The following is a 14,449-nucleotide window of genomic DNA, read 5'->3' on the forward strand; positions in this document are numbered from 1 at the left end:
CCTTACAGCACTTCAGGCGCTAAGGAAATGATCTTCATGAACTTCTCAGTACGAAGTTCACGCGTCACCGGCCCGAAGATACGGGTACCGATCGGCTGTTCGTTGGTGTTGTTCAACAACACAGCCGCATTTCCATCGAAGCGAATCAGCGAACCGTCGCTGCGACGGACGCCACTGCGGGTACGGACAACCACCGCCTTCAGCACTTGGCCTTTCTTGACCTTGCCGCGCGGAATGGCTTCCTTCACCGTGACCTTGATGACATCACCAACGCGAGCGTAGCGGCGGTGTGAACCACCCAGCACCTTGATGCACTGCACCCGGCGCGCTCCGCTGTTGTCGGCGACATCCAGCATTGTCTGAGTCTGAATCATCGGTTTTCTCCAAACCTAAACTGACTGCACGAGGTTAAGGCCGTGGCCTTAACCCTTGGCCTGTTCGACGACCTCGACCAGGGTCCAGGCCTTCTTCTTGGACAGCGGACGGCATTCCTGAATGGATACCGTATCGCCGGCCTTGGCCTGATTGGTCTCGTCGTGGGCGTGCAGCTTGGTGGAGCGCTTAACGTATTTGCCGTAGATCGGGTGGCGCTCACGACGCTCGATCATGACGACGATGGACTTGTCCATCTTGTCGCTCACCACCTTGCCGGTGAGCGTACGGGCTTTTTTCTCTTCGGCCATCTCAGACACCTGCCTTCTCGTTGAGCACAGTCTTCACGCGGGCGATATCCCGACGAACCTGCTTGAGCAGATGAGTCTGGCTCAGTTGGCCGGTGGCCTTCTGCATGCGCAGGTTGAACTGCTCGCGGAGGAGTTCGAGGAGCTGCTCCTGGAGCTGCTCGGCGGACTTTTCACGAATTTCCTGGGCTTTCATCACATCACCGTCCGTTTCACAAAGGTGGTGGAGACCGGGAACTTCTGAGCGGCCAGAGCGAAGGCTTCGCGTGCCAGCTCTTCAGAAACACCTTCGATCTCGTAAAGGACACGACCGGGCTGGATCTGAGCGACCCAGTACTCGACGGAGCCCTTACCTTTACCCATCCGGACTTCCAGAGGCTTCTTGGAAATCGGCTTATCCGGGAAGACGCGGATCCAGATCTTGCCGCCACGCTTGACGTGACGAGTGATCGCACGACGACCAGCTTCGATCTGACGGGCGGTGACGCGGCCGCGGCCGGTGGCCTTCAGGCCGAATTCGCCGAAGCTCACTTTGCTTCCGCGATGCGCCAGGCCACGGTTGCGGCCCTTTTGCACCTTGCGGAATTTTGTACGCTTGGGTTGTAACATCGAATCGCTCTCCCCTTACCTGGAACCTTTCTTCTTGGAGGGCGCTGCCTGGCTTTGCTTAGCCTTGGCGCGGACCTCTTCGATGCCCCCGAGGATTTCACCCTTGAAGACCCAGACCTTGACACCGATGATGCCGTAGGTGGTCTTGGCTTCGTAGGTGGCGTAATCGATGTCCGCACGCAGGGTATGCAGCGGAACACGACCTTCGCGGTACCACTCGGTGCGGGCAATTTCCGCGCCGCCGAGGCGACCGGAGAGCTGCACCTTGATGCCGCCGGCGCCCAGACGCATGGCGTTCTGGACAGCGCGCTTCATGGCGCGACGGAACATGACGCGGCGCTCAAGCTGACCGGCAATGTTCTGCGCGACGAGCTGGGCATCCAGCTCAGGCTTGCGAACTTCCTCGATGTTGACGTGAACGGGCACGCCCATCATCTCGGTGACGTCGCGACGCAGGCGATCGACATCTTCGCCCTTCTTGCCAATCACGATGCCCGGACGGGCAGTGTGAATGGTGATGCGTGCGTTGTTCGCGGGACGCTCGATGGTGATCTTGCTGACAGAGGCGTTCTTCAAACGCTCTTCCAGGAAGCTACGAACCGCGAGGTCGTTGTTCAGCTTGTCGGCATAGGCGCCGCGCTCGGCGTACCAGACAGAGGTATGGTCTTTGACGATACCCAGTCGGATGCCTGTCGGATTGACTTTCTGACCCATCTGGTCGACTCCTACTTCTCGGCTACCTTGACGGTGATGTGGCAAGTGCGCTTCAGAATGCGATCCGCACGGCCCTTGGCGCGCGGACGGATGCGCTTGAGCGTCATGCCCTCATCGACGCAGATGGTCGAGACACGCAGCTCGTCGATGTCCATGCCGTTATTTTCTTCCGCATTCGCGATGGCGGACTGCAGCACCTTCTTGACCAGCTTGGCCGCCTTCTTCGGGGAGAAGGTCAGCAGGTCGAGTGCTTCGGCGACAGGCTTACCGCGCACCTGATCAGCCACCAAACGGGCCTTCTGGGCGGATAAACTGGCGCCACGCAGCTTTGCTGTGACTTCCATCTCTTAATCCTCTCTGGCTTACCGTTTGGCTTTCTTGTCCGCCGCATGGCCGCGATAGGTGCGGGTAGCAGCGAATTCGCCCAGCTTGTGGCCAACCATTTCCTCGGAAACATGCACCGGGACGTGTTGGCGACCGTTATGGACTGCAATGGTGAGCCCGACCATGTTGGGCAGGACCATTGAACGACGCGACCAGGTCTTGATCGGTTTGCGATCGTTCTTTTCCGCTGCAGTCTCAACCTTTTTCAGCAGATGAAGGTCGACGAAAGGACCTTTCTTCAGTGAACGTGGCACAGCCGTTACCTCTTAATGTCTTGGCGTGGGATCTTAACCGCGAGCCTTACGGCGGCGGACGATCAGCTTGTCGGTGCGCTTGTTCTTGCGGGTCTTGTATCCCTTGGTGGGCATACCCCACGGGGACACCGGATGACGACCACCGCTGGTGCGGCCTTCACCACCACCGTGCGGGTGATCCACCGGGTTCATCGCGACACCGCGAACGGTCGGGCGCACACCTCTCCAGCGCTTCGCACCGGCCTTGCCAAGTTGACGCAGGCTGTGCTCGGAATTGCTCACCTCACCCAGGGTCGCGCGGCACTCTGACAGCACCTTGCGCATTTCGCCGGAGCGAAGACGCAGAGTGGCGTAGTTACCTTCACGAGCCACCAGCTGGGCGCTGGTACCGGCGCTGCGTGCAATCTGAGCACCCTTGCCAGGCTTCAGTTCGATGCAGTGCACCGTGGAACCCAGCGGGATGTTGCGCAGCGGCAGTGCGTTACCCTTCTTGATCGGCGCATTGACGCCGGACTCGAGGCGGTCACCAGCACTCACACCCTTGGGGGCAATGATGTAACGACGCTCACCGTCGAGGTACTTCAGCAGTGCGATGTGGGCGCTGCGGTTCGGGTCATGCTCCAGACGCTCAACAATGGCCGGAACGCCATCCTTGGTGCGCTTGAAGTCAATGATCCGGTAATGGTTGCGATGACCACCGCCAACGTGGCGAGTAGTGATGCGACCATTGTTGTTACGACCACCGGACTTGGACTGCTTTTCGAGCAGCGGCGCGTAGGCGCGGCCCTTGTACAGCTCTTCACCAACAATCTTGACGACGTGGCGACGACCGGCGGATGTGGGTTTTGTCTTGACGATTGCCATGATCCGTACTCCTGCCTTTACTCGGCGCCAGAGAAGTCTTCAAGCGTCTCGCCGGCGGCCAGTGTCACGTACGCCTTGCGATAACCCTTGCGCATACCAACACCATGCGCGGTGCGCTTGGTCTTGCCCTTCACGTTCAGCACAGAAACGCGATCGACTTTCTTGCCGAACAGCTGCTGAACGGCAGCCTTGATCTCGGGCTTGGTTGCGTCACTCGCCACCTTGAACACGTACTGGTTACGCTCGGCGGCCATGGCGGCCTTCTCGGTCACGTGGGGACCAAGCAGAACCTTGAATACACGCTCCTGGTTCATGCCAGCTTCTCCTCAAATTTGCGCAGTGCGGAGACGGTAGCCAGGACCTTGTCGAAGGCGACCAGGCTGACCGGGTCGGCGGCGGCGACGTCCACTACATCCACGTTGGGGATGTTGCGGGCGGCCAGGTACAGGTTCTCGTCAACTTCTTCGGTGACGATCAGCACCTTTTCCAGGCCCAGGTCGGAAAGCTTGGCGACCAGCTGCTTGGTTTTCGGTGACTCGACAGAAAAGGCGTCAACGGCAACAAGGCGTTCCTGACGGACCAGCTCGGACAGAATCGAGCGCATGGCCGCACGGTACATCTTGCGGTTGACCTTCTGGGAGTGGTCCTGCGGACGAGCCGCGAAGGTCACACCACCGGTGCGCCAGATCGGCGAACGGATGGTACCGGCGCGAGCGCGACCGGTGCCCTTCTGGCGCCACGGCTTCTTGCCGCCGCCACGGACGTCGGAACGGTTCTTCTGGGCGCGGGTACCCTGGCGACCACCAGCCAGATAGGCAGTGACGACCTGATGCACGAGCGCTTCGTTGAATTCTTTGCCAAAGGTAGCGTCGGACAGTTCAACAGTCCCAGCGCTTGCACCTGCAAGATTCAGATTCATTGGAAAGTTCCCCTTCAGCCAGCTTTGACGGCGCTGCGCACGATGACATCACTGCCAGTAGCGCCAGGAACGGCACCTTTGATCAGCAGCAAGTTGCGCTCGGCATCGACACGGACGATTTCCAGGCTCTGAACGGTGCAACGTGCGTTGCCCATCTGGCCGGCCATCTTCTTGCCCTTGAATACGCGACCCGGGGTCTGGCACATGCCGATAGAACCGGGAGCACGGTGGGACAGAGAGTTACCGTGGCTGTTGTCCTGGGTACGGAAGTTCCAGCGCTTAACAGCGCCCTGGAAGCCCTTACCCTTGGAAGTGCCGGTCACGTCAACGCTTTGACCAGCTTCGAAGAGGGATACGGTGAGTTCGCCGCCCACTTCAGGAGCGTCTTCGCCTTCAGTCAGACGAAACTCCATCAGAGAACGACCAGCCTCAACACCTGCCTTGGCGTACAGGCCAGCTTGGGCCTTGGACAGATGCTTGGCTTTGCGGGAGCCGGTTGTCACCTGAACCGCAGCGTAGCCGTCGGATTCGACAGACTTCACGCAGGTCACGCGGTTGGGCTCAACCTCGATAACGGTCACGGGCACAGATGCGCCGTCTTCGGTAAAGACACGGGTCATACCGGCCTTTCTACCGACCAAACCGATAGTCATGCTTAGTCTCCTATAGTGTACGGGGCTATCACCCGCTATGGCTGCCCTTTCCAGAGCATTCCACTAGCACGTTGTGTAACGCCATCCCGGCGTGGCGGCTGCTGAACCTCATCTTTCATATCGAGGAACGCTGGGCCGCGAGTGTCTAGTGATATCAGTCGAGCTTGATCTGCACGTCCACGCCAGCGGCGAGGTCGAGCTTCATCAGGGCATCGACAGTCTTCTCGGTCGGCTCAACGATGTCGAGCACACGCTTGTGGGTACGAATCTCGTACTGATCACGGGCGTCCTTGTTCACGTGCGGGGAAACCAGCACAGTGTAACGCTCGCGATTAGTCGGCAGAGGAATCGGACCACGAACCTGGGCGCCAGTACGCTTGGCGGTATCAACGATTTCCGCAGCGGACTGGTCGATCAGGCGATGGTCGAAAGCCTTCAACCGAATGCGAATCTTCTGGTTCTGCATTTGCCCTAACTCCAATGGAACTTGACGGCGCGAGCCGTCAACCCACGCATTCAAAGGATGCGCATTATATGCGCCACGCCACCGAGAGTCAAACCCTCAATGACGATGCGCAGAAAAGGGGGCTCCTTGCGGAGCCCCCTTCGGTGATCACCGGTCTAACTTAGACCAGGATCTTGGCCACGACGCCAGCGCCGACGGTACGGCCGCCTTCGCGGATAGCGAAGCGCAGACCTTCGTCCATGGCGATCGGAGCGATCAGGTTGACAGTCATCTGGACGTTGTCGCCCGGCATAACCATCTCAACGCCTTCCGGCAGTTCACAGGTACCAGTGATGTCAGTGGTACGGAAGTAGAACTGCGGACGGTAGCCTTTGAAGAACGGAGTGTGACGACCACCTTCGTCCTTGCTCAGCACGTACACTTCCGCCTCGAACTGAGTGTGCGGAGTGATGGTGCCCGGCTTGGCCAGAACCTGACCACGCTCGACTTCGTCACGCTTGGTACCACGCAGCAGGGCACCGACGTTCTCGCCTGCACGACCTTCGTCGAGCAGCTTACGGAACATCTCGACACCGGTAACGGTAGTCTTGGTGGTGTCCTTGATACCAACGATCTCGATCTCTTCGCCCGGCTTGACGATGCCGCGCTCAACACGACCGGTCACAACGGTACCGCGACCAGAGATGGAGAACACGTCTTCGATCGGCATCAGGAACGGCTGGTCGACAGCACGCTCCGGCTCAGGGATGTAAGCATCCAGGGCCTTGATCAGGTTGGCAACGGCGGTAGTACCCATGCCGTTGTCGTCCTTGCCTTCCAGAGCCATCAGGGCAGAGCCGGTGATGATCGGAGTGTCGTCGCCCGGGAAGTCGTACTCGGACAGAAGTTCACGAACTTCCATCTCGACCAGCTCGAGCAGCTCTTCGTCGTCGACCATGTCGGCCTTGTTCAGGAACACGACGATGAACGGAACGCCAACCTGGCGAGACAGCAGGATGTGCTCGCGAGTCTGCGGCATGGGGCCGTCAGCGGCGGAACAGACCAGAATAGCGCCGTCCATCTGGGCAGCACCGGTGATCATGTTCTTGACGTAGTCAGCGTGTCCCGGGCAGTCGACGTGAGCGTAGTGACGCTCCTCGGACTGATACTCGACGTGAGAGGTCGCGATGGTGATACCACGCTCACGCTCTTCCGGAGCGTTGTCGATGGTGTCGAACTCGCGCCAGTCACCGCCGAATACCTCGGCAGAAACGCGGGTCAGGGCCGCCGTCAGGGTAGTCTTACCGTGGTCGACGTGACCGATGGTGCCGACGTTGACGTGCGGTTTGGAACGTTCGAATTTTTCCTTAGCCACTGCTATGACCTCTTTCGTTAGCTAACGGTTAACCGTTCTGGTTGATGACGGCTTCAACGACGCTGGACGGCGCCTCTTCGTAGTCCGCAAACTCCATGGTGTAGCTTGCGCGGCCCTGGGTCTGAGAGCGCAGATCGGTTGCGTAACCGAACATCTCAGCCAGCGGCACGGTGGCGCGAATGACCTTACCAGAGGAAGAGTCATCCATACCCTGGACCAGGCCCCGACGGCGGTTCAGGTCGCCCATGACGTCACCCATGAATTCTTCAGGGGTCACGACCTCGACCTTCATCACCGGCTCGAGCAGAACTGCCTTGGCCTTGGGTGCGCCTTGCTTGATCGCCATGGAAGAGGCGACCTTGAACGCGGTCTCGTTGGAGTCCACGTCATGGTAGGAACCGTCGAACAGCGTCACCTTAACGTCGATCATCGGGTAGCCCGCGATGACACCGTTCTGGAGCTGCTCATAGGCCCCTTTCTCGACGGCCGGTACGTATTCCTTGGGAACCACACCGCCGACGATCTCGGAAGCGAACTTGAAGTGCATATCTTCGTCGTCGCCCTTGTCTTCGGCCGTCAACGGCTCGATACGCAGGTGTACGTGACCGTACTGACCGCGACCACCGGACTGACGAACGAACTTGCCTTCCTGCTCGACGCTCTGACGAATCGTCTCGCGATAGGCCACCTGCGGCTTACCGATGTTGGCTTCCACCTTGAACTCGCGACGCATGCGGTCAACGATGATGTCCAGGTGAAGCTCACCCATGCCGGAGATGATGGTCTGGCCAGTCTCTTCGTCGGTCTTGACCTGGAAGGACGGATCTTCCTGGGCCAGCTTGCCCAGTGCAATACCCATCTTTTCCTGGTCAGCCTTGGACTTAGGCTCGACCGCGACAGAGATAACCGGATCCGGGAACTCCATGCGCTCGAGAACGATCTTGTCGTTCAGGTCGCACAGGGTGTCACCGGTGGTCACGTCTTTCAGGCCGATACAGGCGGCGATGTCGCCAGCCAGAACTTCCTTGATCTCCTCGCGAGAGTTGGAGTGCATCTGGACGATACGACCGACGCGCTCCTTCTTCTGCTTGACGGAGTTGTAGACGCTGTCACCGGACTTCAGCACGCCAGAGTAGACGCGAATGAAGGTCAGGGTACCAACGAAGGGGTCGGTCGCGATCTTGAACGCCAGCGCAGCGAACGGAGCGCTGTCGTCGGCTTCACGAGTCGCGATGGTGCCGTCCTTGTCGTCCAGCTCACCTTCGATCGCCTTGACCTCGGTGGGAGACGGCATGTACTCGATGACGCCATCGAGAACGGCCTGAACACCCTTGTTCTTGAACGCAGAACCACAGGTGACCAGCACGATCTCGTTGTCGAGAGTACGACGACGCAGACCAGCCTTGATCTCGTCGATGGTCAGCTCGCCCTCTTCGAGGTACTTCTCCATCAGCTCTTCGGACGCCTCGGCGGCGGCCTCGACCATCTGCTCGCGATACTCTTCAGCGGTCTCCTGGAGCTCCGCCGGGATATCAACGAGGTCGTAGTTCATCCCGAAGTTGTCTTCATCCCACAGGATGGCCTTCATCTGGATGAGGTCGATAACGCCCTTGAACTCGTCCTCGGAGCCCCAGTTGATCTGGATCGGCACGACGTTGGCGCCAAGACGATCCTTCAGCTGGTTGACGACCATGAAGAAGTCAGCGCCGCTACGGTCCATCTTGTTGACGAACACCATGCGCGGAACTTCGTACTTGTTGGCCTGGCGCCAGACGGTCTCGGTCTGCGGCTGCACACCGGAGGAGCCACACAGCACGACGACGGCACCGTCAAGAACACGCAGGGAACGCTCGACTTCGATGGTGAAGTCAACGTGTCCAGGAGTGTCGATGATGTTGATGCGGTGCTCATCGAACTGCTTGTTCATGCCCTGCCAGAAGCAGGTAGTCGCCGCGGAGGTGATAGTGATACCACGCTCCTGCTCCTGCTCCATCCAGTCCATGGTGGCAGCGCCCTCATGGACCTCACCGACCTTGTGGGACAGACCGGTATAGAACAGGACACGCTCGGTAGTAGTCGTCTTACCGGCGTCGACGTGGGCCACGATACCGATATTGCGGTAACGCTTAAGCGGAGTCTTGCGAGCCACGATGTAACTCCCGTTGGTTGGCGATGCGCTTTAGAAGCGGTAGTGAGAGAAGGCCTTGTTGGCTTCTGCCATGCGATGCACGTCTTCACGCTTCTTGACTGCCGAACCCTTGCCTTCGGCTGCATCCAGCATTTCGCCAGCCAGACGCTGCACCATGGTCTTCTCGCCACGACGGCGAGCGGCGTCCACCAGCCAGCGCATGGCAAGCGCCTGGCGGCGGGACGGACGGACTTCGACCGGCACCTGATAGGTCGCACCGCCAACGCGGCGAGACTTCACCTCGACCATCGGCTGGATCGTTTCCAGCGCCTTGTCGAAGATCTCCAGCGGCTCTTCATTGGAACGCTCGGCAACCCTGTCCAGCGCACCATAGACGATACGCTCAGCTACGGACTTCTTGCCGCTGATCATCAGGTGGTTCATGAACTTGGCCAGACGCTCGGATCCGAACTTAGGATCCGGCAGAATCTCGCGCTTGGCCGCAACTCTTCTTCTAGGCATGATAAGCCCTCGGTTGAAGGGTCCTTCAGGTAAACCCGAGACACGCGATAGGCGGCTCGACCTTACTCTTATCAGACCGGGTCAATCTGGTAATGGAAGCGACGTAGCCCTTAGGACTTCGGACGCTTGGTACCGTACTTGGAACGGCCCTGCTTACGGTTCTGGACACCGGAGGTGTCGAGAGCGCCGCGAACGGTGTGATAACGCACACCCGGAAGGTCCTTTACTCGACCGCCACGGATCAGGACCACAGAGTGCTCCTGCAGGTTGTGGCCTTCACCGCCGATGTAAGAGGACACCTCGTAGCCGTTGGTCAGGCGCACACGGCAGACCTTCCGCAGTGCGGAGTTCGGCTTCTTCGGGGTGGTGGTGTAGACGCGGGTACAGACGCCGCGCTTCTGCGGGCAGGCCTGAAGCGCAGGCACGTCGGTCTTCGCGGCCTGGCGCTTGCGCGGCTTGCGCACGAGCTGATTAATCGTTGCCATAGCTGTTAGCTGACTCCAATGGGTTGCCTAAGCCTTTTCACAGTGGCGCGGATACACCCACCCCACTGTTAAAGGCTGCGCATTCTACTGGCTGATGCCAAGGCGCGTCAAGCCCGGAGCCGCAAAGGCTCCAGGCTTATGCCGACATCAGATCTCGTCGTCGTCCGAGTCCAGCGCGGTAAGCTGGGCACCCAGCTCCTGCTCGACATCGTACGCAGACGGCTGGAGCAGTCGCTCGGCGTCTTCACGCTTGCGGCGACGCTCCTCGTGATGGGTCAGACCGGTACCGGCCGGGATCAGACGTCCCACCACCACGTTTTCCTTCAGGCCGCGCAGATAGTCGCGCTTGCCGGTTACCGCCGCCTCGGTCAGCACGCGGGTTGTCTCCTGGAAGGAGGCCGCGGAGATGAACGACTCGGTGGCCAGGCTGGCCTTGGTGATACCCAGCAGCAGGCGCTGGTACTTGGCCTGGAACTTGTCCTTCGTCTGGAGCTCGCCATTTTGCTCCAGCACGCGGACCAGCTCGACCTGATCACCCGGGATGAAGTCGGAATCACCAGCGTCGGTGATTTCGACCTTGCGCAGCATCTGACGCACGATCACTTCGATGTGCTTGTCGTTGATGCCAACGCCCTGCAGACGATAGACGTCCTGAACTTCGGCCACGATGTACTTGGCCAGTTCGGCGATGCCGAGCAGGCGCAGGATGTCATGGGGGTTGCTCGGGCCGTCCGAGATCACCTCACCCTTCTCGACCGACTCACCCTCGAAGACGGCAATCTGACGCCACTTGGGAATCAGCATCTCGAAAGGATCGCCTTCGGACGGGGTGATCGTCAGGCGACGCTTACCCTTGGTTTCCTTGCCGAAGCTGATCACACCGCTGATTTCGGCCAGGATCGCCGGCTCTTTCGGCTTACGCGCTTCGAACAGGTCGGCCACGCGCGGCAGACCACCGGTGATGTCCTTGTTACCGGACGCTTCCACCGGGATACGAGCGACGATTTCACCCACGCCGATGGCTGAGCCATTGTCGACGGTGACGATGGCGTTACCGGGCAGCGGATACTGCACGGGCGTATCGCTACCGGTCACGGTCACCGGCTTGCCGCCAGCGTCATTGAGCATGATCATCGGGCGCTTGTCGCGACCTGCCATCGGGCGAGCGGCGGACTCGATGATTTCGATCGAGGACAGGCCGGTCATCTCATCGACGCTGCGGTGCATGGTCAGGCCTTCGTCCATGTCGACGTAGTGCACCTGACCTTCTGCCTCGGCCACGATCGGGTGAGTGTGCGGATCCCACTTGGCCACTGACTGGCCGGCATCCACTGCATCACCGTCACGTACCGACAGCTCAGCACCGTAGGGCAGCTTGTAGTACTCGCGCTCACGACCGTGCTCATCGGCTACCGCCAGGGCACTGGAGCGAGACACCACCACCAGCTTGCCGTCGGCGCGCTCAACATACTTGATGTTGTGCAGGCGGACCTTGCCACCGTGCTTGACCTGAACGCTGTCCACCGCAGAGGCCCGCGAGGCGGCACCACCGATGTGGAAGGTACGCATGGTCAGCTGGGTACCAGGCTCCCCGATGGACTGGGCGGCGATAACGCCGACCGACTCACCGATATTGACCTGATGACCACGGGCCAGGTCACGACCGTAGCAGGAAGAACACACACCGTGACTGGTTTCACAGGTGATGGTGCTGCGCACGATGATCTCGTCGACGCCCATGGTATCGAGCTGGGCACACCAGGCCTCGTCCAACAGGGTGCCGCGCGGGATCAGCACTTCGTCGGTGCTCGGGTCGATGACGTCCTGGGCGACCACGCGGCCGAGTACACGCTGAGCCAGCGAGACGATGATGTCACCGCCTTCGATGACCGGGTGCAGGGTCAGGCCGTGCTCGGTACCACAGTCGGTCTCGGTGATGACCATGTCCTGCGCCACGTCGACCAGACGGCGTGTCAGGTAACCGGAGTTGGCCGTCTTGAGGGCCGTATCCGCCAGACCTTTACGTGCACCGTGGGTCGAGATGAAGTACTGCAGTACGTTCAGACCTTCACGGAAGTTGGCGACGATCGGGGTCTCGATGATCGAGCCGTCCGGCTTGGCCATCAGGCCACGCATACCCGCCAGCTGACGGATCTGGGCGGCACTACCACGGGCACCGGAGTCGGCCATGATGAAGACGCTGTTGAAGGAGTCCTGTTCGACTTCCTTGCCTTCACGATCGACCACGGTCTCCTTGGAGATGCCCGCCATCATGGCCTTGGCGACCTGGTCGTTGGCACGCGCCCAGATATCGATGACCTTGTTGTACTTCTCGCCCGCGGTCACCAGACCGGAGGAGAACTGGTCCTCGATTTCCTTGACCTCTTCCTCAGCCGCCTCAACGATCTCAGCCTTGGCGTCCGGGATGACGAAGTCGTTGACGCCGATGGAGGCGCCGGACCAGGTCGCCAGACGGAAACCGGTGTACATCAGCTGGTCAGCAAAGATGACCGCTGCCTTGAGACCGGCACGGCGATACACTTCGTTGATCAGCTTGGAGATGGCCTTCTTCTTCATGGCCTGATCGACCAGGTCGAAGGGCACCCCTTCCGGCAGAATGCGGAACAGCAGCGCACGACCGACCGTGGTGTCACGCAGGCGGCGGTGCTCGCTGCGCTCGCCGGTCTCCTCGTCGACATCCACTTCGTCCAGACGAACCTTGACGCGGGCGTGCAGCGATACACTCTGGGTGCCGAAGGCGCGCTCGACCTCGTTGAGGTCGGAGAACACCATGCCCTCGCCCTTAGCGTTGATGCGCTCACGGGTCATGTAGTACAGACCCAACACCACGTCCTGGGAAGGCACGATGATCGGCTCGCCGTTGGCCGGCGACAGCACGTTGTTGGTGGCCATCATCAGCGCACGCGCCTCGAGCTGGGCTTCCAGCGTCAGCGGTACGTGAACGGCCATCTGGTCACCGTCAAAGTCGGCGTTGTAGGCAGCACACACCAGCGGGTGGAGCTGGATCGCCTTGCCTTCGATCAGCAGCGGCTCGAAGGCCTGGATGCCGAGACGGTGCAGGGTCGGCGCACGGTTCAGCAGCACCGGGTGCTCGCGAATGACGTCAGCGAGGATGTCCCACACTTCCGGCAGCTCGCGCTCGACCATCTTCTTGGCGGCCTTGATGGTGGACGCCTGGCCGCTTGCCTGCAGCTTGGAGTAGATGAACGGCTTGAACAGCTCCAGCGCCATCTTCTTGGGCAGACCGCACTGGTGCAGACGCAGGGTCGGACCCACGGTGATAACGGAACGACCGGAGTAGTCGACACGCTTACCCAGCAGGTTCTGACGGAAACGCCCCTGCTTACCCTTGATCATGTCGGCCAGCGACTTGAGCGGGCGCTTGTTGGAACCGGTGATGGCACGACCGCGACGACCGTTGTCGAGCAGCGCATCCACGGACTCCTGCAGCATGCGCTTCTCGTTGCGCACGATGATGTCCGGCGCGTTGAGGTCGAGCAGACGCTTCAGGCGGTTGTTACGGTTGATCACGCGACGGTACAGATCGTTCAGATCCGAGGTCGCGAAGCGACCACCGTCCAGCGGCACCAGCGGACGCAGGTCCGGGGGCAGGACAGGCAGCACTTCCATCACCATCCACGCCGGGTCGTTGCCAGAGCCCTGGAAGGCTTCGAGCAGCTTGAGGCGCTTGGACAGTTTCTTGATCTTGGTCTCGGAATTGGTCTGCGGAATCTCTTCACGCAGGCGCTCGATCTCTTCCTCGAGATCGATATCCTTGAGCATGGCCTGGACGGCTTCGGCACCCATGCGGGCATCGAAGTCATCGCCGAATTCCTCGAGGGCCTCGAAATACTGCTCGTCGTTGAGCAGCTGGCCACGCTCGAGGGTGGTCATGCCGGGATCGACGACCATGAAGCTCTCGAAATAGAGCACACGCTCGATGTCACGCAGGGTCATGTCCATCAGCATGCCGATACGCGACGGCAGCGACTTCAAGAACCAGATGTGCGCGACAGGGCTTGCCAGCTCGATGTGCCCCATGCGCTCACGACGCACGGCGGCCTTGGTGACTTCAACGCCACACTTTTCGCAGATGATGCCGCGGTGCTTCATGCGCTTGTACTTGCCGCACAGGCACTCGTAGTCCTTCACCGGGCCAAAGATCTTGGCACAGAACAGGCCATCACGCTCGGGCTTGAACGTCCGATAGTTGATGGTCTCCGGCTTCTTGACCTCGCCAAAGGACCAGGAGCGGATCATGTCCGGCGACGCGAGCGTAATCTTGATCGCATCGAACTCGTCGGACTGAGACTGCGATTTGAGGACTTTCACCAAATCTTTCATTAGGTCGGCTCCGTTGCGGAGTTGTCATGGGCGGGGGCTTGCGCCCCCGCGG

The 14,449-nt window shown here is 60.2% G+C and carries 17 protein-coding genes; all 17 read right to left on the reverse strand.

The genetic code is table 11. The annotated features are described in order from the left end of the window. Positions 1-2: 2 nt before the first annotated feature. The 17 genes from rplN to rpoC all read right to left on the reverse strand — a co-directional run bounded on the left by rplN (position 3) and on the right by rpoC (position 14,397). The gene (rplN, locus tag KUV45_RS04085) at positions 3-374 is read right to left on the reverse strand and encodes a 50S ribosomal protein L14 (protein WP_146803726.1); all 372 of its coding nucleotides are present in this window, start codon (positions 372-374) and stop codon (positions 3-5) included. 48 nt (positions 375-422) lie between these two features. After that, positions 423-683 (reverse strand): 30S ribosomal protein S17, encoded by a 261-nt coding sequence (gene rpsQ / locus KUV45_RS04090; protein WP_045990852.1) that lies wholly within the window; start codon positions 681-683, stop codon positions 423-425. A gap of 1 nt (position 684) precedes the next feature. Beyond that, on the reverse strand, positions 685-876 hold the full coding sequence (gene rpmC, locus KUV45_RS04095) for a 50S ribosomal protein L29 (protein WP_035596360.1): 192 nt from the start codon (positions 874-876) through the stop codon (positions 685-687). Then, entirely contained in the window at positions 876-1,289 is a 414-nt protein-coding gene (gene rplP / locus KUV45_RS04100) for a 50S ribosomal protein L16 (protein ID WP_045990854.1), read from the reverse strand. The genes rpmC and rplP overlap by 1 nt, the downstream gene beginning before the upstream one ends. 15 nt (positions 1,290-1,304) lie before the next feature. Continuing rightward, positions 1,305-2,003: a 30S ribosomal protein S3 gene (gene rpsC, locus KUV45_RS04105; RefSeq protein WP_045990855.1), complete on the reverse strand. Its 699-nt coding sequence runs from the start codon at positions 2,001-2,003 to the stop codon at positions 1,305-1,307. Between the two features lie 11 nt (positions 2,004-2,014). After that, on the reverse strand, positions 2,015-2,347 hold the full coding sequence (gene rplV, locus KUV45_RS04110) for a 50S ribosomal protein L22 (RefSeq protein WP_016856415.1): 333 nt from the start codon (positions 2,345-2,347) through the stop codon (positions 2,015-2,017). A gap of 18 nt (positions 2,348-2,365) precedes the next feature. Then, positions 2,366-2,641, reverse strand: coding sequence for a 30S ribosomal protein S19 (rpsS, locus tag KUV45_RS04115; protein WP_045990857.1), 276 nt, complete (start codon positions 2,639-2,641; stop codon positions 2,366-2,368). 33 nt (positions 2,642-2,674) lie between these two features. After that, entirely contained in the window at positions 2,675-3,505 is an 831-nt protein-coding gene (gene rplB / locus KUV45_RS04120; RefSeq protein ID WP_206944200.1) for a 50S ribosomal protein L2, read from the reverse strand. 17 nt (positions 3,506-3,522) lie between these two features. Beyond that, positions 3,523-3,819: a 50S ribosomal protein L23 gene (rplW, locus tag KUV45_RS04125; protein ID WP_206944202.1), complete on the reverse strand. Its 297-nt coding sequence runs from the start codon at positions 3,817-3,819 to the stop codon at positions 3,523-3,525. Beyond that, on the reverse strand, positions 3,816-4,424 hold the full coding sequence (gene rplD / locus KUV45_RS04130; RefSeq protein WP_206944205.1) for a 50S ribosomal protein L4: 609 nt from the start codon (positions 4,422-4,424) through the stop codon (positions 3,816-3,818). Before rplD ends, rplW begins: the two co-directional genes overlap by 4 nt. A 14-nt stretch (positions 4,425-4,438) precedes the next feature. Further along, positions 4,439-5,077: a 50S ribosomal protein L3 gene (gene rplC / locus KUV45_RS04135; protein WP_206944207.1), complete on the reverse strand. Its 639-nt coding sequence runs from the start codon at positions 5,075-5,077 to the stop codon at positions 4,439-4,441. 154 nt (positions 5,078-5,231) lie between these two features. Further along, positions 5,232-5,543: a 30S ribosomal protein S10 gene (gene rpsJ, locus KUV45_RS04140; protein ID WP_089848256.1), complete on the reverse strand. Its 312-nt coding sequence runs from the start codon at positions 5,541-5,543 to the stop codon at positions 5,232-5,234. Positions 5,544-5,703: 160 nt separating this feature from the next. Continuing rightward, complete coding sequence (gene tuf, locus KUV45_RS04145) at positions 5,704-6,897, reverse strand: elongation factor Tu (RefSeq protein ID WP_206944210.1); 1,194 nt, start codon at positions 6,895-6,897, stop codon at positions 5,704-5,706. 28 nt (positions 6,898-6,925) lie between these two features. Beyond that, entirely contained in the window at positions 6,926-9,046 is a 2,121-nt protein-coding gene (fusA, locus tag KUV45_RS04150) for an elongation factor G (protein ID WP_206944212.1), read from the reverse strand. Between the two features lie 30 nt (positions 9,047-9,076). Continuing rightward, positions 9,077-9,547 (reverse strand): 30S ribosomal protein S7, encoded by a 471-nt coding sequence (rpsG, locus tag KUV45_RS04155; RefSeq protein ID WP_023007554.1) that lies wholly within the window; start codon positions 9,545-9,547, stop codon positions 9,077-9,079. Between the two features lie 110 nt (positions 9,548-9,657). Further along, a complete protein-coding gene (rpsL, locus tag KUV45_RS04160) occupies positions 9,658-10,032 on the reverse strand; it encodes a 30S ribosomal protein S12 (RefSeq protein WP_206944213.1) in 375 nt (124 codons plus the stop codon). Positions 10,033-10,179: 147 nt separating this feature from the next. Further along, on the reverse strand, positions 10,180-14,397 hold the full coding sequence (gene rpoC / locus KUV45_RS04165) for a DNA-directed RNA polymerase subunit beta' (protein ID WP_206944214.1): 4,218 nt from the start codon (positions 14,395-14,397) through the stop codon (positions 10,180-10,182). Between the last annotated feature and the right edge of the window lie 52 nt (positions 14,398-14,449).

Source organism: Halomonas sp. DP3Y7-2 (assembly GCF_019800795.1).
Classification (GTDB): Bacteria; Pseudomonadota; Gammaproteobacteria; order Pseudomonadales; family Halomonadaceae; genus Halomonas; species Halomonas litopenaei_A.